Source organism: Acinetobacter sp. YH12064 (genome assembly GCF_013419735.1).
Classification (GTDB): Bacteria; Pseudomonadota; Gammaproteobacteria; order Pseudomonadales; family Moraxellaceae; genus Acinetobacter; species Acinetobacter amyesii.
Map to the genome: position 1 here is coordinate 95,402 of NZ_VOZP01000007.1, position 22,677 is coordinate 118,078.

Annotated in this window: 20 protein-coding genes and 1 riboswitch; of the genes, 6 read left to right on the forward strand and 14 right to left on the reverse strand. The window is 42.7% G+C overall.

Annotation, left to right across the window (positions count from 1 at the left end; all coding sequences use genetic code 11):
• Window positions 1–58 precede the first annotated feature (58 nt).
• Window positions 59–1,477, forward strand: a complete 1,419-nt coding sequence (locus tag FTU13_RS08765; protein WP_180127391.1) for a deoxyribodipyrimidine photo-lyase — start codon at window positions 59–61, stop codon at window positions 1,475–1,477.
• A gap of 124 nt (window positions 1,478–1,601) precedes the next feature.
• Window positions 1,602–2,216, forward strand: coding sequence for a riboflavin synthase subunit alpha (locus FTU13_RS08770; protein ID WP_180088755.1), 615 nt, complete (start codon window positions 1,602–1,604; stop codon window positions 2,214–2,216).
• Between the two features lie 71 nt (window positions 2,217–2,287).
• On the opposite strand, the gene FTU13_RS08775 is transcribed toward FTU13_RS08770, so the two are convergent.
• A complete protein-coding gene (locus FTU13_RS08775; protein ID WP_180127393.1) occupies window positions 2,288–3,466 on the reverse strand; it encodes an acyl-CoA dehydrogenase family protein in 1,179 nt (392 codons plus the stop codon).
• Window positions 3,467–3,771: 305 nt separating this feature from the next.
• On the reverse strand, window positions 3,772–5,715 hold the full coding sequence (gene acs, locus FTU13_RS08780) for an acetate--CoA ligase (protein ID WP_180127395.1): 1,944 nt from the start codon (window positions 5,713–5,715) through the stop codon (window positions 3,772–3,774).
• A 284-nt stretch (window positions 5,716–5,999) separates the two neighbouring features.
• Between acs and FTU13_RS08785 the strand changes: the two genes are divergently transcribed.
• Entirely contained in the window at window positions 6,000–6,578 is a 579-nt protein-coding gene (locus FTU13_RS08785) for a DUF805 domain-containing protein (RefSeq protein WP_180127397.1), read from the forward strand.
• A gap of 123 nt (window positions 6,579–6,701) precedes the next feature.
• Complete coding sequence (locus tag FTU13_RS08790) at window positions 6,702–7,673, forward strand: mechanosensitive ion channel family protein (protein ID WP_078193200.1); 972 nt, start codon at window positions 6,702–6,704, stop codon at window positions 7,671–7,673.
• On the opposite strand, the gene FTU13_RS08795 is transcribed toward FTU13_RS08790, so the two are convergent.
• From FTU13_RS08795 to prfB, 5 genes are all read right to left on the reverse strand, one after another.
• Window positions 7,659–8,369, reverse strand: coding sequence for a 16S rRNA (uracil(1498)-N(3))-methyltransferase (locus FTU13_RS08795; RefSeq protein ID WP_180127399.1), 711 nt, complete (start codon window positions 8,367–8,369; stop codon window positions 7,659–7,661). The two genes, FTU13_RS08790 and FTU13_RS08795, sit on opposite strands and share 15 nt — an antisense overlap.
• A 227-nt stretch (window positions 8,370–8,596) precedes the next feature.
• Entirely contained in the window at window positions 8,597–9,877 is a 1,281-nt protein-coding gene (locus FTU13_RS08800; RefSeq protein WP_180127401.1) for a 3-deoxy-D-manno-octulosonic acid transferase, read from the reverse strand.
• 87 nt (window positions 9,878–9,964) lie between these two features.
• Entirely contained in the window at window positions 9,965–11,053 is a 1,089-nt protein-coding gene (locus FTU13_RS08805; RefSeq protein WP_180084429.1) for an alkene reductase, read from the reverse strand.
• Between the two features lie 37 nt (window positions 11,054–11,090).
• The gene (locus FTU13_RS08810) at window positions 11,091–11,390 is read right to left on the reverse strand and encodes a helix-turn-helix transcriptional regulator (RefSeq protein ID WP_078190555.1); all 300 of its coding nucleotides are present in this window, start codon (window positions 11,388–11,390) and stop codon (window positions 11,091–11,093) included.
• Window positions 11,391–11,544: 154 nt separating this feature from the next.
• Window positions 11,545–12,640, reverse strand: a protein-coding gene (gene prfB / locus FTU13_RS08815) for a peptide chain release factor 2 (RefSeq protein WP_180127403.1) whose coding sequence is annotated in 2 segments (ribosomal slippage) — window positions 11,545–12,567 and window positions 12,569–12,640 — 1,095 coding nt in all. Because the reading frame shifts where the segments join, the coding sequence is not laid out codon by codon here.
• 181 nt (window positions 12,641–12,821) lie between these two features.
• Between prfB and FTU13_RS08820 the strand changes: the two genes are divergently transcribed.
• Together FTU13_RS08820 and FTU13_RS08825 are read left to right on the forward strand one after the other, a co-directional pair.
• Window positions 12,822–13,640, forward strand: coding sequence for a putative porin (locus FTU13_RS08820; protein ID WP_180127405.1), 819 nt, complete (start codon window positions 12,822–12,824; stop codon window positions 13,638–13,640).
• Between the two features lie 324 nt (window positions 13,641–13,964).
• The gene (locus tag FTU13_RS08825; RefSeq protein WP_180024614.1) at window positions 13,965–14,750 is read left to right on the forward strand and encodes a putative porin; all 786 of its coding nucleotides are present in this window, start codon (window positions 13,965–13,967) and stop codon (window positions 14,748–14,750) included.
• Window positions 14,751–14,822: 72 nt separating this feature from the next.
• Here FTU13_RS08825 and recJ read toward each other — a convergent pair whose 3' ends face one another.
• The 7 genes from recJ to FTU13_RS08860 form a co-directional block, all read right to left on the reverse strand.
• Window positions 14,823–16,526: a single-stranded-DNA-specific exonuclease RecJ gene (gene recJ / locus FTU13_RS08830; protein ID WP_180127407.1), complete on the reverse strand. Its 1,704-nt coding sequence runs from the start codon at window positions 16,524–16,526 to the stop codon at window positions 14,823–14,825.
• The gene (gene pdxH / locus FTU13_RS08835) at window positions 16,527–17,183 is read right to left on the reverse strand and encodes a pyridoxamine 5'-phosphate oxidase (protein WP_180127409.1); all 657 of its coding nucleotides are present in this window, start codon (window positions 17,181–17,183) and stop codon (window positions 16,527–16,529) included.
• An 18-nt stretch (window positions 17,184–17,201) separates the two neighbouring features.
• Entirely contained in the window at window positions 17,202–18,533 is a 1,332-nt protein-coding gene (gene glmM, locus FTU13_RS08840) for a phosphoglucosamine mutase (RefSeq protein WP_180127411.1), read from the reverse strand.
• A gap of 118 nt (window positions 18,534–18,651) precedes the next feature.
• Entirely contained in the window at window positions 18,652–20,118 is a 1,467-nt protein-coding gene (gene guaB, locus FTU13_RS08845; RefSeq protein WP_078190562.1) for an IMP dehydrogenase, read from the reverse strand.
• 219 nt (window positions 20,119–20,337) lie between these two features.
• Window positions 20,338–20,703, reverse strand: a complete 366-nt coding sequence (locus FTU13_RS08850) for a YkgJ family cysteine cluster protein (RefSeq protein WP_078193208.1) — start codon at window positions 20,701–20,703, stop codon at window positions 20,338–20,340.
• Between the two features lie 98 nt (window positions 20,704–20,801).
• The gene (locus tag FTU13_RS08855) at window positions 20,802–21,599 is read right to left on the reverse strand and encodes an MBL fold metallo-hydrolase (RefSeq protein ID WP_078190564.1); all 798 of its coding nucleotides are present in this window, start codon (window positions 21,597–21,599) and stop codon (window positions 20,802–20,804) included.
• A gap of 195 nt (window positions 21,600–21,794) precedes the next feature.
• On the reverse strand, window positions 21,795–22,373 hold the full coding sequence (locus tag FTU13_RS08860) for a TMEM165/GDT1 family protein (RefSeq protein ID WP_078190565.1): 579 nt from the start codon (window positions 22,371–22,373) through the stop codon (window positions 21,795–21,797).
• Between the two features lie 74 nt (window positions 22,374–22,447).
• Window positions 22,448–22,590, reverse strand: a riboswitch (yybP-ykoY riboswitch).
• Between the last annotated feature and the right edge of the window lie 87 nt (window positions 22,591–22,677).

Sequence of the window (22,677 nt, forward strand, 5' to 3'; positions counted from 1 at the left end):
ACCAATTGACACCCCCCGTAATTCCAGTGATATTTCCAACACAAACGAGGCAATAAACATGCAACTGGTTTGGTTTCGACAAGATTTAAGACGACATGACCATAGCGCACTGTGGCAGGCGACACAGTCTGGTCCAACGATTGCCTTTATTGCGCTTTCTCCTGAACAATGGGCAAGGCATGACGATGCCCCCATTAAAATCCATCGCTATCTTGCCCAACTGGAACTTTTGCGACAGCAATTGGCTGAGCTAAATATTCCACTGATTATTCAGCATATTCCCCATTGGTCAGACATCGCCACTGAGCTATTAACCCTATGTACTCAGCTCAATATACACACTGTTCATGCACATATTGAACATGGTGTGAATGAGCTTAAACGAGATCGCGAAGTACAACAGTTATTAGAACAGCAGCACATCTCTGTTGAGCTGTACCATGACCGCACCCTGTTTCCTGTTGGCAGTATTCGCAATCAATCTGGACATCCTTATCAAGTTTTCGGTGCATTTAAGAAAAATTGCTACGAAAAATTGAGCATCAGTCTGCCTACTTGTTATCCCGCTATTGAAGCCCAAGCGGCTCTCGAACCGCATCCGCTGTGGCAAAATCAATTTGATTTAACTCCTTTTTATCCCACATCGCTGTTAGCTACTCAAATCGAGCTTTGGCCGATTGGAGAAGATCACGCACTACAGTGCTTAGATGAATTTATTGAACAACATCTGCATCGTTATGCTGATGATCGGGACTTTCCTGCGCTCAATGGAACCAGTCGAATTGGCATGTATTTAAACTTGGGCATCTTGTCTATTCGCCAATGTCTGCAAGCCCTGTTTCGTGAACAAGGCGGCTATTTCCAGATCGACCACAGAGGACAACAAACTTGGCTCGATGAGCTGCTTTGGCGTGAATTTTACCAGCACATTTTATTTGACTACCCGCAAGTTTCTCAGCACCAGCCGTTTCAAACCAAAACCTTAAAAATAAAATGGCGCCATGCACCACAAGACTTTGCTGCGTGGCAATACGGCCAGACGGGCATTCCGATCGTCGATGCAGGGATGCGTCAACTACTGGCTACGGGTTGGATGCATAATCGGGTGCGGATGATTTGTGCCATGTTCCTCAGTAAGAATCTACTGATCGATTGGCGGTTGGGGGAGCAATGGTTTATGCAGCACCTTGTCGATGGTGACTTAGCAGCCAATAATGGCGGTTGGCAATGGTGCGCCTCGACGGGTACAGATGCTGTACCTTATTTTCGGATTTTTAACCCGATCAGCCAATCTCAGAAATTTGATCCGAACGGGGATTATTTACGTCAATGGCTACCTGAACTCGCAGATTTGGATGCCAAACAAATTCACCAACCCTTTGCCAAAAATCCTCAATTGGAATTGAATTACCCTCAACCGATCGTCGATATAAAGCAGTCTCGCTTAACTGCAATTGAAACATTCCGAGCATTGTAGATATTGCCAAGATCGAACTGTTAGAGATCAAAACACTGTACTGAAATGGTCACTGTAAAGCATAGCCGAGCGTTCGTTTTGTCCCTACAATACAGAAAACGCAAATCATTTTAGAGACGCTCACATGTATACAGGCATCGTGCAAGGTTTAGAAAAAGTCTTAGAGATTCGTCAAGGTAATGGCTTCACAACCTTGGTGATTTCAAATCATCAGAATTTTTTTCATGATGTCTTTATCGGGGCAAGTGTGGCGATTAATGGCGTGTGTTTAACGGCCACACATATTGATTTGGCAGCCAACCAAGTGCATTTTGATGTCTCTGATTTAACCAATCAACTCACCACGCTGAAAACTCTCAAAGCTGGTGATGAGGTCAATGTCGAACGCTCAGCCAAAGTTGGGGCAGAAAATGGTGGTCACAATCTATATGGTCATATCGAAGGCACAGCCACGATCAAAAACTTAGAGCATCGCGGGGAAACCTTTCATCTCGATATTCACATTCCGGCAGGCAATATTAAATATTTCTTTCTCAAAGGTTTTATTGGGCTCAATGGTTGTAGTTTGACTGTGAACCGTGTTGATCGTGCTAGCAGTGAAATTTCAATCGATCTTATTCCTGAAACACTGCGCCTCACTACATGGAAAGATGTCCAAGTCGGTGATGCCGTGAATTATGAGATTGATCAAACAACGCGAACCTTAGTTGATACCTTAGAAAATATTCATCAGCGTTAAATCGACTGACAGCACATTGCAAAAAAGCCTCCAAAACGGAGGCTTTTTATTGGCTCATTTGCAATATACGTTTAAGAATAAAAACTTGGATCTGGCACTTTGGCTGTGAGCACCCATTCACCGACCTCCTGATATTTATAATCAATCGGATCGTGTAAGGTCTGGGTACGTACATTGCGCCAGAAGCGATCTAAATTTAGTTTGGCAGTTGTGGCACGTGCGCCCATCACTTGGAAAATATTTTGCGTAATGTATAGCGAGCTATTGGTGGCTGCGATTTTGGCAGTTGCAATCGCAATAGAGACTTCTCCACGTTGTTCCGCCGTCAAAGCTTCACCAATCTCCCAAGCCCATTGCAAACGCTGAACCGCTTTATCTGCCAATAAACGTACACTTTCTAATTGCACATAAAACTCAGCAAAATGCTTTTGAATAAATGGGTCATTCACAGCATTTTCAGCTAAAGATTTTGACCATGCTTTTTGGCTTTGTACCGTTTCTTTTGCTGTTTCATAAGCCCCTTCTGCCACCCCTAGAAACATATGCACAAAGATCAACTGTGCAATCAAAGGACGTAAGCTTGAATACGGTGTACTCAAAGGCCCCGGGTTCAGTAGTAATTCATCTTTGGAAATTTTAACTTGTTCAAAATGGCTACTTCCACTGTCGGTTTGACGTTGTCCCATATTGTCCCAATCGCCGAGAAAACTGACGCCTTCACGTGCTGTAGGAATCACCCCGATCAATAATTTTCCATCTTCATTGAAGCCAGAACACAGCAAAATGTCGGAATCCATGGAACCCGAACAAAAACTTTTATCGCCATGAAACACATATTCATGTTCAGACAGTTGCGTCGCTGTAGTACGGCGGTCTAAAGGGTTTAGGGTGTTGCCCCAAAATAAATGCTCACGTGCAGTCTGTTCAAACCACGGGCCATATTGCTCTGGCTGCGCGAACAACTGTACCGTTGCAATCAATAAATGATGGAAACCATAAACATGCGCCAATGAGCTATCCACTTGAGCAATGGTTTGAATGGTTTTAAAAATCATCAGCCAATCTGCCCCCTGTCCACCGTATTGTTTTCCAATGGACAATGCAAGCAAACCACTTTGACGAATCAAATCACGTTCAGCTTTGGGATTTCCCCCCTGCTTATCACGCTGAGCAGCCGTCGTGGCAAATTCTGCCGCCAATTTTTTGGCAATATCGATCGGATCTTGAGTCAATGGAGTTGAAGCATTCATATGTCTGTCTGATTATTCTGTTACAGTTTTAGCTTAACAAAGTAAAGGCATTCAGCTTATCTCAATGCCTGCAGTCTATATCTGTAAAATCTATATCTTATGAAATCTAAGTCACCTAAATTCAGGCGACTTATAATTTGATCATTTTATACGTCGTATTTAGGATGGATAAAATGCATCATGAACGTCCCTTCATCCTAATCAACTTTTATAGGAGAAAGGACGTTCATTATTGCTTTAATAATCCTTCATATAAGCCATAGTGAACTTTCATCAGAACGTGATCACTCACGCTCAAATGGTTCTTATGACTTCGGATAAACCGTAGTAATCAAATGTTCAACCACTTGAGGTTCTGCCAAGGTCGAGGTATCACCTAAAGAGTCCAGCTCATTTGCCGCAATTTTTCTTAAAATACGGCGCATGATTTTACCAGAACGGGTTTTCGGTAAGGCCGGCGCCCAATGCAATGCATCTGGCGTTGCCACTGGTCCAAGGACTTTGCGTACCCAAGCCACCAGTTCCTGACGTAACTCATCCGTCTCTGCTGTCCCTGCTTGTAAGGTCACAAAGGCGCAAATCCCTTGCCCTTTAATATCATGCGGCATACCCACCACCGCAGACTCTGCCACAGCATCATGTGCAACTAGCGCACTTTCAATTTCAGCCGTTCCCAATCGGTGTCCTGAAACGTTCAAAACGTCATCCACACGACCCGTAATCCAATAGTAGCCAGACTCGTCACGACGTGCGCCATCACCTGTAAAATACGTGCCCGGATAAGTGGAGAAATAGGCCTCAATAAAGCGCTCAGGATCACCCCAAATGGTCCGCATTTGTCCCGGCCAAGAATCCTTAATTACTAAATTACCTTCTACGGCACCTTCAAGCTCATTGCCTTCAGCATCGACAATCGCAGGTTGTACACCAAAGAATGGGCGCGTCGCCGAACCTGGTTTTAAATCAGTTGCCCCAGGCAATGGCGTAATCATGAAACCACCCGTTTCTGTTTGCCACCATGTATCCACCACTGGGCAGCGGCTTTCACCTACCACGGTGTAGTACCAATTCCATGCCTCTGGGTTAATGGGTTCACCCACCGAACCTAGTAAACGCAGACTACTGCGGTCACTTTCTCGGACAAAGGCATCCCCTTCTCGCATCATGGCGCGGATTGCAGTCGGTGCCGTATATAAAATAGTGACGTTGTGTTTATCGACAATATGTCCGGTCCGAGCCCAACTTGGATATTGTGGTACACCTTCAAACATCACGGTCGTGGTGCCATTCGACAATGGCCCATACAACACATAAGAATGTCCCGTAATCCAACCAACATCGGCAGTACACCAAAACACATCATCTTGTTTAAGGTCAAAAACTTCACGGAAGGTACAATTCACATAGGTTAAATAGCCGCCTGTAGTATGCAATACACCTTTCGGTTTTCCTGTCGAACCTGATGTATACAAAATAAATAGCGGGTCCTCGGCATTCATAGGTTCAGGTGGACAAATATCATTGACCGACATGATTTCCATGTGATACCACAGGTCACGATCCGCTTTCATTTCGATCGGGTTACCTGTACGGTGCACCACAATGACATTTTGAACCGAAGATGTGCCGTCAATGTCGAGTGCAAGATCGACATTTTCTTTGAGTGGAATGGGCTTGCCACCACGCATCCCACAATCCGCAGTAATCACGACTTTCGCCTGACTATCATCGATACGACTTGCCAATGAGTCTGGTGAGAAACCGCCAAAAACCACGCAATGTACTGCACCAATTCGGGTACAGGCCAACATCGCAATTGCCGCTTCGGGCACCATTGGCATATACAACACCACACGGTCGCCTTTGCCCACGCCATGTTTTTTCAGCACATTGGCAAAACGGCAGGTTTCATCATGCAGTTCTTCAAAAGAAATAATTTTATGCCGTGAAGGATGATCACCTTCCCAAATAATGGCTGGTTTATGTGGATGTTCTTTTAAATGTCGATCGAGACAGTTGGTACTGACATTCAGTTCACCATCAGCAAACCACTCGATCTTAAAATCATCTTGCTTAAAATTTGTATTTTTAACTTGGGTAAACGGTTTGATCCAATCGATCTTTTGCGCTTGCTCCGCCCAAAACTCATCTGGTTGTTCAATCGATTTTTGATAACGCTCAAAGTACTCTGACTCGTTGATGCGTGCGGTTTTTTTGAAACTTTCAGGTACTGGATAGATCTCTTTCATATTGTATTTTCCTTGATCTGATTCATCTCATCACGAGATGCCATGCCACATTTCTACTTTTATAATTCCTGCATCACAGCAGTATGACGATTATTTTTTAATCGCAGCAATCATGCTTTGGTCGTATTATTCTTTCCCATTTAAAGCACATCTATAAGCAAAATTTCAACAAAAACATGTTTTAATTCAGTATCTGACCGGTTCAATTAAACCTATACTGCAAAGGTAATTTTACTCAGCACTTCGCTTTTTTATTCTTTCATATACGTTGAGTTGACCCAAGCATGAATACCAATGACTCTTCTTTCTTTTCCCGTCAGACGACCAATAAATCGGATAATCCCCTAAAACCTGATGGACGTTTTGGTCGACTGAGCATGATTGGTTGGTATGGCTTTCTCAATATCATCAGCTTTTTTGCCATAATCGCTTTAAGCCTTGCCGTGGGTATTTTCAACATCAATACCATGGCGTTAAATGAGCAATTTGTTGGCATATTCACCGGGGTATCTGGCCTCGCCTATTTGGCGATTATGATTCTTTACATTTATTTTTATTGTGTCTTTATCGTGCGTCGACTGCATGACCTCAATAAAGCCGGTTGGTTGCTACTACTTTTATTTATCCCCGTGATCAATCTATTCTTTATCCTGTATTTATTATTGGCCTCAGGCACACCGACCGTAAATCAATACGGCGCGCCACGCCCTGCTGCCGTTTGGGAAAAAATTCTGGCATGGTTGATGATTTTAATCAGTGTCTTGTCGCTCTTGGCTACAGGTAGCATCACCTCGTATATGATGGGTAGCGGTGAAATTGAATCGCCGACAGAAATCATTCAACAAGGCACTGAATATTTCTAAGCCACTGACCGAATCTGAGCCTGTCTGAATTTTGATACATCTGTTCGCAAGCCTGTAAATGAGGGTTATTTTCGCCACTAATTTCAGGCAAAATAGCGAAAAACCGGAACATTTGGAAAACTCGTGGCTGAAAAAGAAAATGCCTTGAGTGATGTCACTCAAGGCACGACTCAACTTTTGCAAGAGGCAACAGAAAAAACCGCACAAACAGTGCTGGAACATACCTCTAAATATAATGACGCATACTCAACGATCGATAAATTTGTCGATGGATTTTGGGAACGCCTGCCATATATTTGTATCGCATTAATTGTTTTTACGATCTTCTATCTACTGTCTAAACTCTTTAGATTCTTTGTTCGTAAAGCGCTCACTGACCGTTCTTACTCAAAACAAAATCTAGTTTTGGTCCTGAACCGGGTGGGTAGCTCAGCCATTATGTTCTTCGGTTTCCTAATTGCAATGGTCATTGCGATCCCAGGTTTCACACCGGGTCAGCTCATGAGTGCATTGGGGATTGGTTCGGTCGCAATCGGTTTCGCGTTTAAAGATATTTTCCAGAACTTACTGTCGGGTATTTTGATTCTCCTCGGTGAACCATTCAAAATCGGTGACGACATTATTGTGTCAGGCATGGAAGGTACGGTTGAAGATATTCAGATCCGTGCAACCTTCCTACGTTCTCCAGATGGTCGTCGTATCGTGATTCCAAACGCGACGGTTTACACCAGTGCGGTAACGGTGAATACCGCTTATCAACGTCGTCGTTGTGAATTTGTGGTGGGTATTGGTTATGAAGATGACATTCAAAAAGCTAAAAATATTGTTTTGGCTATTTTGGACAAAGACCCAACCATCTTGAGCCAACCTGCGTTTACCGTAAACGTGAATGCTTTGGCTGATTTCTCAGTCAATCTGAATGTCCGTTGGTGGGTAGATACCACAGAAACCACCACTGCGAACTCAATCAGTGAAGTGCAAGAACACGTTATCCAAGCATTCAATCAAAATGGTATTTCAATTCCTTACCCTGTACAGGAAGTGAAAGTTTACCGTGGTGATCAAGCTGAGACAGAAGCTTCAACAGCTAAATAATCGCCCTAAAACGTACGGAATCACAGTTTCTGTACGGATAATTCGGTTGCCTAAGCTGACTGCTTGGCAACCGTTTTTTATGAGCAAATCGACCTCATAAGGGATAAATCCACCTTCAGGCCCAATAATGATCGTACATCTATGTTGAATCCCTGCAGGCATCACATCTTCGACATAAGGGTGCGCCACATAAGCGGGATAGTCCGATGAAATCATGCTCGGCAAAACATCCTCCACAAAGGGTTTAAAGCGTTTATACAATTCAATTTTGGGCGCAATGGTGTCACCTGCCTGCTCCAAACCCAACGTCACATAGTGATCGAGCTGCTGTAAAAATGGTGTCTGCCAATAGCTTTTATCCACGCGATAACTGTGCAGCAAAATGATTTTTTCTACACCTAAGGTGACGGCATCCATGATCAGACGGCGCAACACTTTCGGACGAGGCATTGCCACAATTAAAGTCACTGGATGCTTTGCAGGTACTTCTTCTTCTTGTAAGGGTTTAAGTTGAATGCGCTCATCACTGATACTGATGATTTGGGTTAAATAACGCTTTCCTTCCCGAATCCCGACTTTGAGTGTATCGCCCACCTGTATATTCACATGGTTTTTTAAATGCTCAATTTGACGTTTGGCGCTAATACTCCAAAGTTCAGATTCAGTTTGACGAGGATCAAGCAAGACGATGTTCATAAATAACCATATCAATTCACGCAAAGCATATGTCATTGAGGACAGGCGACATGGATGTCGCCTGTGCGCTGAGGTACAGGAAGTACCTTCAGCGTACAGAGGATTTTTGCTACTTTTAATCCTTTAAAAGTAGATTATGCCTACGAATAGGATGTTCAACGATCACCATAAAATAAGGCCGTGATAAAACTTGCTTAATAAAAATTAATGTATCGCAAAATTAAAACTTAAAGGTACTGATCAATCACCTGAATATGCTTTTGCAGCGACCCAGTATTCTTTTGCATAATCTGCTGCGCTGCAGCATTCAAACACTGAGCTTGAAGCTTATCTTCGATTAACTCAAACAACACCTGAGCAGCCTGTTCTGCATCTTGCACTACTCTCACGCCTTGAGCAGCAACGAACTCATCCACAATGGTCTGGAAATTAAAATAATTCTCACCCAAAACTGTCGGCACATTTAACGTAATGGGCTCTAAAATATTGTGCCCACCACCAGGTTCATTGAGCGATCCACCCACAAAACACGCCTGACTCAGTGCCAGCCAAAGCCATAATTCGCCCATACTATCCGCTAAATACACTTGTGTATCAGGCAAAATGGTCTGATTAAGGCTGCGGCGCTGTGTGCGTAAATTCAGTTTCTGCGCTTCTAAAAAAACCTCATCAAAGCGTTCAGGATGCCGTGGTACGACGATACATAACAGCTCAGGCTGTTGTTGCAAAATCGGCTGCAGTGCCGCGAGCAGTTTTTGTTCTTCTGGTGCATGCGTACTGGCAATGGTGATGATTTTACGCTCTTGTAAAGCCCAATCTTGACGCAACTGCGCTGCTTGTTGCACAAAGCTATCTGGCGCATGAATATCAAATTTGATACTTCCCACGACCTGACTGGTATGCGGGTTTGCACCCAACTCAATAAATCGCGCTAAAGTTGCCTGATCTTGCGCCAATAATTGTTTCAAACTCTTTAGCATCGGCTGCATCAAACTCGGGACTTTGCCATAACCCTTCGCAGATTTTTCAGATAATCTGGCATTAATCAATAAACACGGAACGTTGGCCTGATCGGCTTCAATCATCAAATTTGGCCAGAGTTCAGTTTCGACTAGAGCCAACATTTTCGGTTGATATTTTTCGATAAAACGACGGACTAATTTTTTTTGATCTGCTGGCAGATACACGGCCTGAAATAGCGATTCATACGGTGCTTTTAAAAATAATTGTTTCGCACGCGCTTGTCCGGTTTTGGTGGTATTGGTGACTAAGACTGGATGGCCTGCTTTGAGATAATGTTCAATCAGCGGCTGCGCAGCGTTGGTTTCTCCGACGGAAACCACATGAAACCAAATTGCATTGCGGTTTTTAACCGGCTGAAATGGCCCAAAGCGCTCAAGACACTCTTGCTGATATAGTTGGAGATCTTCAGCACGTTTTTTGATGCGCCATTGATATAGCGGCTTAATCAGCGCCAAAGCTGCGTTATACCAAAAAGGAGTAGTCAAATTATTACGCTCAAAAACGGTTTGAATCGGCAGAATATATCAGAGCATTATCCACATGTTAATGGATAATGCGTATTCAAGTGTCGATTAATAGGTTGAACGACCTGAACCAAATTTATTTTTCATGCTTGGATAATCAATATAGCCTTCGGCAACATCTGTCCCAATCATATTTTCCAACTGCAATTCATTCAGTGCAGCATTCGCTAGCAAACGTTCAAACAAATCTGGATTGGCAATATAAGCTTTACCAAAAGACACCGCATCGGCTTTACCTGAGGCCAATAAATCAACGGCATCTTCACGGCTTAAACGCATATTGGCAATGTACGGCACACCATTTGAGCGCTGTTTCAGATAGTCACTAATACTGTCATCCGCCAGATATTCACGGGTAAAGAAGAAGGCAATCTTCCTCTGCCCCAACTGTTCTAAGGCATAGCCAAAGGTTTCACGTGGATCATGATCACCCATGTCGTGTTCATCACCACGCGGCGCAAGATGCACACCTACACGACCTGCACCCCACACTTCGATCAGCGCATCCACCACTTCAAGCAATAAACGTGCGCGGTTTTCGACAGAACCACCATACTCATCTTCACGTAGATTGGTTTTGCTTTGTAGGAATTGATCGATCAAATAACCATTAGCCGCATGCAATTCCACACCATCAAAACCGGCTTCTTTGGCTTTAATTGCTGACTGTTTGTATTGCTCAACAATGCTTTTGATTTCTGCAATCTCTAATGGACGTGGCACGACATATTCGCGTTTTGGGCGAAGCAGACTGACATAACCCGCCTGTTGTACCGCACTGGCAGACACCGGTGTATCACCATCCAAAAGATCGGGATGTGAGACACGTCCGACATGCCACAATTGCGCCACAATTAAACCCTGCTGTTCATGTACGGCTTGGGTCACCAGTTTCCAGCCTTGAACTTGAGCATCGGTAAATAAACCCGGCGTCTGCAAATAGCCATTAGCTGCTTCTGAAATGACTGTTGCTTCTGAAATGATTAATCCAGCACTTGCGCGCTGTGCATAATATTCAGCCATCATCGGCGTTGGAACACGGTCAATGGTTGCACGACTACGGGTTAGTGGCGCCATTACAACGCGATTTTTGAGGTGTAAATCACCCAAAATGAGAGGAGTATTAAGTTCAGCCATATATGTCTCGCCTGACACTTCAAATGCGAAAAATGATTTAAAGTGAGTTCTGCAGATAATCAATATATTGCTGAATGAGTTCTTCATTGCGTGAAAAATACGACCATTGACCATATTTCTCGGCTTGAATTAAGCCCGCCTGTTGTAACACAGACAAATGATTAGACATCGTAGACTGCGAAACATTACCGAGTTTTTCGATATTGCCAGCGCATACACCACGATTAAAGCCGCCACATTGTTCTTCTGACAAAAATTGTTCAGGTGTTTTTAACCATTCCAAGATTTGACGTCGAGTCGGATTGGCAAGTGCTTTAAAAATTAAATCAATATCCATAATTTAAACGGGTTTAATTAAATAAAAATTTGGACAACAAAGTTCTATTCAGCATCTTGAATATACTATATCGTATTTTTTCGATTTTTATATCGATTTTTATAGATATATTAACCAAAAACCGATAGAACTTTGTTTTCTATATAAATTTAAATTACAAACCTTGTTTGAGGCTGGCTTCAATAAACTTATCTAAATCACCATCAAGCACTGCACCGGTGTTTGAACTTTCTACACTGGTACGTAAGTCTTTAATACGCGAGTCATCTAAAACGTATGAACGAATTTGGCTGCCCCAACCGATATCTGACTTGGTGTCTTCCAACGCTTGTGCCGCATCATTACGTTTTTGCATTTCAAGTTCGTACAATTTTGCACGTAACTGTTTCCATGCATGGTCACGGTTGGCGTGCTGTGAACGTTGGTTCTGGCATGCCACCACAATCCCTGTTGGAGCGTGAGTTAAACGTACCGCAGAGTCTGTTTTGTTAATGTGCTGACCACCCGCACCAGATGCACGATAGGTATCAGTACGTACATCAGCAGGATTGATTTCAATTTCAATATTGTCATCAATTTCAGGCGATACAAAAACCGCTGAGAATGAAGTATGGCGACGATTACCCGAGTCAAAAGGTGACTTACGGACTAAACGGTGTACGCCAGATTCTGTACGTAACCAACCATATGCATACTCACCTTCTACACGGATCGTTGCAGACTTGATCCCTGCCACATCACCATCAGACTCTTCCATCACTTCTGCTTTAAAGCCATGACGTTCAATCCAACGTAGATACATACGCAGTAACATGGATGCCCAATCCTGTGCTTCAGTACCACCAGAACCCGCTTGAATTTCGACATAGCATGGGTTCGGGTCCATCGGATTACTGAACATACGACGGAATTCTAATTTCGCAAGTTCTGCTTCCGCTGAAGTTAACTCTGCTTGCACATCTGCAAGTAAGCTTTCTTCTTCTGCTTCAACCGCAAGATCCAACATCGCTTGGGCATCTTCTAGTTTAGTTGAAAGCCCTTCGAGCACGTTAATGACGTTTTCGAGTTCACCTTTTTCTTTTGCCATTGCTTGTGCACGGCTTTGATCATTCCAAATTGCTGGGTCTTCCAGCTCACGTAGAACCTCTTCTAAACGCTCTTTTTTCAGATCGTAGTCAAAGATACCCCCGTAATGTTTGACCACGGTCGTTTAAGTCTTTTAGCTGTAATAGATACGGATTAATTTCCACGTGAATTACTCTCAATCAAAAAATTTGGCTTAAATAGCCGCCTATTATATCACAGAGAATTTGCACAGATTCAGCCAGATTGATCATCCAAATCATTGACTTCAATGCACATAATATGAACAATACGCTCGCGTTACTATTTATTACATTTTATTTACAACAATAATGTTTCGAGGGTTTTATGAAAAAGACATTACTTGCACTAGGGTTAGCTGTTATCACTTCATCAACTTTTGCTTATGATGGTCAAGTTGATGGCGGTTTTACTTATACAGATTGGGACAATGATATTATTGATACTGATAATACATTCAATCTTAAAGGTACTTTGTATTTTGACTCAGTACAAACTGGTAATGGTCCATTAAATGAAGCTGCTTTTCTAGGTCATAACAGCAATGCCTATCTTGGGTATTCATATAACACTATGGAAAGCAATGAAGTTTTTGGTTTCAAAGCTGAATCTGATATTCACCACTTAACCGCAGGTATTGAATATTTTGTCGATCAATTCTACCTCAATGGTGAAATTGGTTTTGGTCAACAAAATGCTAAAGCAACAGAATATGGTCAAACTCTTTATGATGACGACTACGATGTGACTACTTACCGCGCATTAGTGGGTTATTTACCTGTTTCTAACCTTTTACTTGCTGCAGGTATTGATGGCTATCAAGGCGACAATGATGAAGACGAAGACAACCGTTTTGCTGTTAAAGCAAAATATGTTGCGCCGTTGAACAATGGTCAATACATCAACCTTGAAGCAGACGGTGCTTTTGGTGATTTAGACTCTGTTACGATTGGCGCAGACTACTACTTCGATCAAGCTTTTAGCATTGGTGCATCTTACAACATCGAAGATGATGGTGATGAAGACACGGATTACTTCGCTATTCGTTCAAAATATTTCCTTAACCCGAACCTAGCAATCGGTGGTCAAGTTGGTTTTGGTGATGACGTTCAAGCGTTCAACATCAATGCAACTTTCCGTTTCTAATTTCGTTTGAATTAGAAGTTTGCTAAAAAAGCACCTCTATTTTGAGGTGCTTTTTTCTTTTCGATGTAATATTTACTTTAAAAAAAGTCCAGTTATTGACCAAATAACCCACAAATTCATATTATCTACACAGTTTTAATAAAACAAAACATTATAAATAAATACATACTTTTCAATATTTTAAATAATTTTAATTACATAAAATTACCGAATTCACAGTTCCACAACTTTGCAGCGATTGACCATCTTTAAAATTTCTCTAGACTAAAACTTGTAACAAAAAATGTATTAAATTTAGCCAAACAATTTAGAGGGGTAGTTTCCATGAAAAAACTCGCAATTGCTTCAGCACTTCTTTCTGCACTTGCTATTACAGGTACAGCTCATGCTTATCAAGCAGAAGTGGGCGCTTCAGCTGGTTACATCGACCCAGATAATGGAAGCTCTGGCAGTGAATTTGGTGTAAACGGTACTTATTACTTCAACCCTGTTCAAACGCGTAACGCTCCTCTTGCAGAAGCTGCATTCTTAAACCGTGCAAGTAACGTAAATGCACATGCAACTTTCGCTGACCGTGGCGATGTTGACGACAATACTTATGGCGTTGGTATCGAATACTTCGTACCAAACTCAGATTTCTATGTATCTGGTGATGTAAGCCGTAATAATGTCGAAGTTGACACTCCATTTGGCACAGTAGACAACGATACAACCTACTACGGCGCTGAAGTCGGTTATCTTCCAGCACCAGGCTTCTTAGTTGCAGTTGGTGTGAAAGGTTGGGATAACGATGATGATGACGGCGTAGATCCAACTTTACGTGCTAAATACGTAACAACTTTAAGCAATGGTAAAGACATCAACCTTGAAGCGGGTGCAGCATTCGGTGATCTAGATGAATTCAATCTAGCAGCGGATTACTTCATCGACAAAACATTCAGTGTTGGTGCTGACTACTACAACAACGATGTCACTGATCGTAACGAAGTAGGGATCAATGCACGTAAATTCTTCAACCAACAAGTGAGCCTTGAAGGTCGTGTTGGTTTCGGTGAAGTTGGCAACAATGACTACAATTCATTTGGTGTAGCAGCGAAATACCGCTTCTAATCCATTGAAGTCAAAAACATAAAAAAACCGCTCTTCTGAGCGGTTTTTTTTATTTGCCTGTAAAAATAGAATTTATTGAGCCAAGTGTAGAACTCTCAATTGAACACTGACATTTCCTCTAAATTCATTTTTATCGAGTTCGTAGACCAAGCGGATTTTATCTTGCATAGGATTAAATTCATATTTTTCTGCCGCATTAAATGCAATTGCGTCCACCATTAAGCCATTATCTAAAGCAAGTTTTAATTTCAGATGCACATCTTTCAACCAACGATAATCTAAAACTTTAAATAGGCCTTCATAGACCGGTGCAGGGAATTTTTGTCCCCATGGACTTAAATTTTGCAAAAGATCGACGGTTTCGACATTAATGGCCGAATCGGGCAATTCGCCATCTGTCCAAATAGTGGCCTGAAATAAATTTTCATCTTGCGCAGCGATGAGTGCTTCAAAAGCGGTTTTAAATTCAGAAAAATGCTGCTTTTGAATGGTTAGTCCTGCCGCAGCAGCATGCCCGCCAAAATGACTCACCAAATGCGGATGTAATTCAGCAATACGCTCAATACTGTCTCGAATATGAATACCTTCAATAGAACGCGCAGAGCCTTTAATATGTACGCCATCCTCATCTGCGGCAAAGACGATTGCAGGTCTATGGAATTGTTCTTTCAAACGCCCTGCAACAATCCCAATCACCCCTTGATGCCAATGCTGTTCGAACATGATCAAGGCTGCAGGTAAGTTATCCTGATCAAGCTGAATATGTTCTAACTCAGCCAGAGCTTCCTGTTTAATCTGCCCTTCGACTTGGCGTCTTTCAATATTGAGTTGATTCAACTGCTGCGCAATCGGATAAGCCGTACTTAAATCCGCCGCAATCAAACACTCAATCCCAATATCCATGGTCTCCATCCGCCCAGCTGCATTGAGTCGTGGGCCGACCACAAAGCCCAAGTCCTGTGCTTTTAACTGTGCGGGATCACGGCCGGCGATATCCAATAATGCACTGATCCCTGGACGACATAATCCTTGCTGTATCCGCTTCAAACCAGCATCGATCAAAATCCGATTATTCAGATCTAGACTTGCAACATCGGCATAAGTGCCTAAAGCCACCAAGTCCAAATATTGGCTGAGGTTGGCTGTGGATTTAGCATTTTTTTTGCGCATACTGGCCAAATTTGCCAACACATAAAATGCGACACCCACACCAGCCAAGGCTTTACTTGGAAATTCACATCCGAACTGATTCGGATTTACCACCGCTTCTGCTAGTGGTGTTTCCTTTGTGGTCAGGTGATGATCGGTAATGATCACCTGCATACCATGTGCCTGTGCCTGCGCTACACCAGCATGGCTCGAAATACCATTATCGACCGTAATCAGCACATCTGGTGTAAAGCTCACGAAGGCCAAATCAGCAATGGCGGGTGTCAGGCCATAACCATACTTAAAACGATCTGGAACCAGATATTCAACATCCGCGCCCATGTCACGCAGTGCCAAGACCATCAATGCAGTACTGGTTGCACCATCGGCATCATAATCACCAACAATGACGATTTTCTTTTGAGTATCAATTGCTTGATCGATTATTTCAATCGCTTGCTCTAAACCCTTTAAGTTTGGCGCATGTAAGTGCTTAAGCTTCAATTCCAGCTCTTGTGCGGAAGAAACCCCGCGACGTGCCAATAAATCAGCAATAAACGGGGCAACGCCCTGAATATCTTCAGGGCGCGTCAAATGGGGTCTTTGTTGAATTAAAAGTTTAGACATTTATGGCATCAGTCGCTGTAAAACCCATTGACCATCCTGTAGTTTATAACTCAAGCGGTCATGTAAACGATTCGGACGGCCTTGCCAAAATTCATAATAATCCGGAACTAAACGATAGCCACCCCAAAACTCAGGTTTCGCCAATACGTCTTTGCTTTCCACTTGATCATGCAAATTTTGGAATCGCTGTTGTAATTCTTCACGACTGGCGATAACACCACTTTGTGGAGTGCTAATGTGTGCTGCGATTTGGCTGTCACGCGGTCGTTTATGGTAATAATCCGTCGATTCTTCGAGAGATATCTTTTCCACACGACCACTGACCCGAATTTGACGTTCCTGCTCTTGCCAATAAAACAATAATTCTGCATAAGGATTATCGAGCAGATCATTGCCTTTTTGACTGTCATAGTTGGTGTAGAAGTCATAACCTGCATGGGTCGCACCGCGCAACAAGACCGTCCGCACGTGCGGACGACATTGGGCATTTGCCGTAGCCAAAGACATAGCATAAGGTTCATGCAATTGTGCTTCTAAGGCATGGTTAAACCATAATAAAAACTGCTCATGTGGATCACGGTTCACCTGATCTTCATGCAACTCACCTTTTTGATAAGTTAAACGCAGTTCACTTAAGTCCTTAATCACATCATTCATGCAATTTCCCCTCTTGATTTAAGCTGCATTGGCACGAACAGCATCGGCCAAATGATTTGCCAATGCGGTGACTTCTTCAAGGTCATTACCTTCAACCATGACACGAATGACCGGCTCTGTGCCTGATTTACGAATCAAGATGCGACCACGCCCTTTAAGCTGAGCTTCAGCTTTTTCAAACTCGTTCACCAGTGCAGGTACGGCGTAGGGATCAAACATCGCAGCCAAGCGAACATTCACCAAGACATTTGGTAATAACTCAAACCCTTCCACCAATTCATGCAAAGCTTTACCTTGCTCAACCATCACCGTTAATACCTGAAGTGAAGCAATGATCGCATCACCTGTGGTGCTCTTGTCCAAAGTCAAGATATGACCTGATGGTTCACCGCCCGTTACCCAGCCTTTTTCTTCTAGGCCTTGTAGAACATAGCGGTCACCAACTTTGGCACGAAGCAACGGCACTTTGGCTTGATCTAAAGCAATTTCAAGCGCCATATTGCTCATTACCGTACCCACGATACCCGCAGGTTTTTGACTCGCTTGAGTGGCTAAAATATAGAGAATATGGTCACCAGTAATTTGCTGACCGTTTTTATCGACCATAATCACGCGGTCGGCATCACCATCAAAAGCGATCCCTAAATCTGCCTGATGTTCAACCACTGCTTTTTGTAAAAACTCAGGATGTGTCGAACCACAGTCTTTATTGATGTTTAAACCATCCGGTTCGTTAAACAGTGCAATCACTTTTGCACCGAGTTCACGATATACCGACGGACCGACGCTATAGGCTGCACCATTGGCACAGTCCACCACAATTTTTAAGCCTGTCAGGTCAAAATGGTACGGGAAGGTTGATTTACAAAACTCGATATAACGACCATTGGCATCTTTTACACGCACACTTTTACCTAAGTTTGCAGGGTCTTCAATCACCAAGTCATTTTCAAGTTCTTTGTTAATGGCTTCTTGAATTTCATCCGGCAATTTTTTACCTTCGCTCGAGAAGAATTTAATACCATTGTCAAAATACGGATTATGCGACGCCGAGATCACGATGCCTAAGCTGGCATGTAATGCACGGGTTAAATGGGCAATTGCGGGTGTAGGTAATGGACCCAACAAATGAACATAAACACCTGCTGCGTTTAAACCGGCTTGTAATGCTGACTCTAAAATATAGCCCGATAATCGGGTATCTTTACCTAGTACAACGATGGGCTTTGCTTTTTTACTGTATTGTTTTAATACTTTACCTGCGGCAAATCCTAGTTTTAATGCAAATTCAGGGGTAATAGGCAATTCACCGAATTTGCCACGAATGCCATCTGTACCAAAATAACTCATGTTGTACTCACTTCTTAATGGTGATCTTAATCATCACTTTTTACTGCAAATACTTTACACCAAAAACAAAAAGGCCGTCATATTAATGACGGCCTTTTCGGCTAAAAGCTACTAAATATCAACCAACACGGTAGTTTGGTGCTTCTTTAGTAATAGTCACGTCATGTACGTGAGATTCAGACATACCTGCCGCAGTAATTTTGACAAACTGTGCATTTTTACGTAAGTCATCGATCACCGCAGAACCGGTATACCCCATAGATGAACGTAAACCACCCATCATTTGATGAACGATGTTACCCATTGGGCCTTTGTAAGGTACGCGACCCTCAATACCTTCTGGTACAAGTTTTTCAGCGCCTGCTTTTGAGTCTTGGAAATAACGGTCAGCAGAACCTGTAGCACCTGCCATCGCACCCAATGAACCCATACCACGATACGCTTTGTAGTAACGACCTTGGAAGAATTCAACTTCGCCCGGTGCTTCTTCTGTACCAGCCATTAATGAACCTACCATAATGGTACTCGCGCCTGCACCAATCGCTTTTGCCATATCACCAGAGAAACGGATACCACCGTCTGCAATCAATGGAATTTGATCTTTTAGTGCATTGGCAACGCTGTCAATCGCAGAGATTTGCGGCATACCAATACCAGCCACAATACGTGTAGTACAGATTGAACCTGGGCCAATACCCACTTTCACTGCATCTGCGCCAGCATCTAATAATGCAAGTGCTGCATCACCAGTCGCGATGTTACCGCCAATCACTTGAACTTGTGGATAGTTGGCTTTTACCCAACGTACACGTTCAATTACACCTGCAGAGTGACCATGTGCTGTATCAACAACAATCGCATCAACACCCGCTTCCACCAATGCTTCTACACGGCTTGGTGTTTCTGCACCTGTACCAACTGCAGCACCAACGCGTAAACGACCTAAGTCATCTTTGCAGCTGTTTGGATAGTTTTCAGCTTTACGGAAATCAGTAACCGTGATTAAACCTTTCAGTTCGTTGTTGTCATTTACAACAAGGACTTTTTCAATACGGTGCTTTTGAAGTAATGCTTGGATGTTTTCTTTTGATTCGTTTTCACGAACAGTCACCAAACGATCATGACCTGTCATGATGTTACTAACAGGTTGCTCAAGATTGGTTTCAAAACGAGTGTCACGACCAGTAACAATACCCACCACTTGACCGTCTTTCACCACTGGTACACCGCTGATGTTATTTGCTTGAGTTAAAGCAATCAGCTCACGTACAGTCGTTTCTGGTGTAACGGTAATTGGGTCTTTCACCATACCTGCTTCAAATTTTTTCACGCGGCGAACTTCTGCAGCTTGTGCAGCAATATCCATGTTTTTATGCAGGATACCGATACCACCGTTTTGCGCCATTGCAATCGCCATACGTGATTCAGTCACAGTATCCATCGCAGCAGAAACAAGTGGAATATTCAAATTGATGCCACGTGTGAAACGTGTCTTAAGAGAGACATCTTTTGGGAGAACAGTAGAATAGGCAGGGAGTAATAAGACATCATCAAAGGTTAGGGCTTCTTGAACGATGGTCAACATAACAGTCTCGCTGGTAATTTCCGTGAGCCATTATATACAAATTTCCGTTCAATTTTCATTTTAATTGCGGCAATTCTTTACGGAGTTTTCAATATTAACCATCGAATATGCTGTTTTCAGCGAGAATACACTGAGGGTTAGTCAGCATCCAGTGCAATACAGGCAGAATCCGAAGACTCTACCGCTTAATTTCAATAAATTTATTCTGGAAATAAAGCCTTAACTGACTTGATCGAAATCTTCGTCATTTTCAGCATCATGCAGTGGAATACTGATCAATGGAATCATTTGATGCGCGATGCGTGCTTTATTACATTGCTCATCGGCGATTTGAACTTCTTTACAAGATGAACTACGTGCCTCATACATGTTACAACTCACCTGTTTGCCTACTTCTCCACCCAAAGCAATACAACGTGGATTTGCCTGATTCGTACCCACCATACATGAATACACCGATGTCACAGGTTCCGTATAATGTTCAGGCATATTTAGCCCTTCTGCCCAATAAAAAGAAACGCGATAGTGGGCACAACATGCTCCACAGGTTAAACATGCATCCTGAGTCGGTATTTGAGACAACATTTTTATCTATTCTCGTCATCTAAAAGCTTATTTTATGGACGAAAAATATTAAAAAATGTTATCTGGAAACTCAATTATTTTTTGAAATTTTCAAGTCATTATACTGGGCAAGTAAAGACTGTTTCATCCATTAAATCGACACCACATTGTAAGGTTTCGATCCAATCTAAGAATTGATTGATCTGTTCTTTACCAATAAATGGCGTGCCGTGCTGCGGTACGATCATTTCCACATCCATCGTCCGTACCATGTTGACCCACAGACGGATCACTTTGTTTGAACACATATAGCGCTGATGGAAGCCTTTCATTTTAGGAATATGAGCGGCAAAATTTTCTAAAGGTTTAGAGGCATCATCCACCATAGATGCGCCCATATCCCCTGAGAATAAAATTTTGGCAATCGGGTCATAAAATTGGAAGTTACCAACCGAATGTAGGAAGTGTGCAGGAACAGCCACCAAATGGCTGTTGCCTAATGGAATCACCTGCCCATGATCTGGCAGTTCGATCAGACGATCCAACCAGTTGCCTTTCATCCGGTCACTCATAAATGCAGAGTTTAAATGCGGTAAGAAACGCGCCCACAGTTTAGATGCCACCACTTTGGCGTCGGTATAAACCAACCAACGTGGCATCGAGGTAATAATGTCTGGGTCCTGATGCGAGGCCATCACATAGTCAAGATTGGTCAAACGGGTATATTTATTCAGTTCCATAGTCAGTGGGACATAGGTCAAGTCACCACCCGGATCGAGCACTGCTGCGCGCTCATTATCCAAAATCAGGAACTGGTTCGCCTGTACGCCCTCGCCTTTTACCAAACTGGTAAAGCTAATACATTTATGCTTTCCATCATCATAAAGTACCTGTGATGTTGTGCGTTCGAAAGCCATTCCCATTCCCCAAATTTTTTATCAAAAAATATATATTCTATAGGTGAATAACATATATTTATTTAGGGAAACTTACAATAAATATTCAGTCAATATTATCTGAAATATCAGTGAATTGGGTCTCATTTATTGGCGAATAATCCTGAGTTTTTAACTCAGGATTTCATGTATTTTTTAATATGGTGGGATTGGTATTTAAAATAAATAGTGTTGTGCCAATGCAGCCAAACCAATCACCAAGAATACCAAGGCGCCAATTTTATGAATCAGTGAAATCGGTAGTTTTTCAGCTAGCTTGTTCCCAATAAATACCGCAGGCGCATTAACCAACATGATGCCTAGTGTCGTCCCCAAAGTCACCCAGCCAATACTGTCAAAGCGTGCAGCCAGTGCGACTGTGGCAATTTGGGTTTTATCTCCAATTTCAGCCAAGAAGAACAAAACGAAAGTGGCGCCGAAAACCCCATATTTTTGCCACTTATTGATACTTTCAGATTCATCATCCAATTGATCGGGGATCAACATCCACACCGCCATAGCAATAAAGCCCAGAGAAACGATCCACAATAAAACGGTTGGACTTAAAACAGTGGTAATCCATTGACCCAACACAGCAGAAACCCCGTGGTTCACCACAGTCGCGAGGAAAATTGCAATTAAGATCGGAACGGGTTTACGAAAACGTGCAGCAAGCAGTAAGGCAAGTAATTGTGTTTTATCGCCCATTTCTGACAGGGCAACAACAGCAAGGGAAATGAAGAAAGCGGTTAACATGGTGCATTTCTCTGGCTAGCAATAACATATACCGATGACTTATCCCTCCTGCTAGCCAATGTGCAGAGTGATAAATCAAAGGTCTTGCCAACAAAAGAAAGCTACGAAGAGCTCATTTGGTTCTTTGCTATGATGACCATGCTCGTTTTAGAGCAAATATGTTGACCATCACCTTTTTACTTTGCGTAAAAAGCGGCTACTCCCCAATGAAGTAATGCTATTCTAGCGAGGAATGCATGTTTTCGCAATTTTAATTTTCGATGACTCAATATGATATGCAAAACAATAATCAAAAAATTTCAAG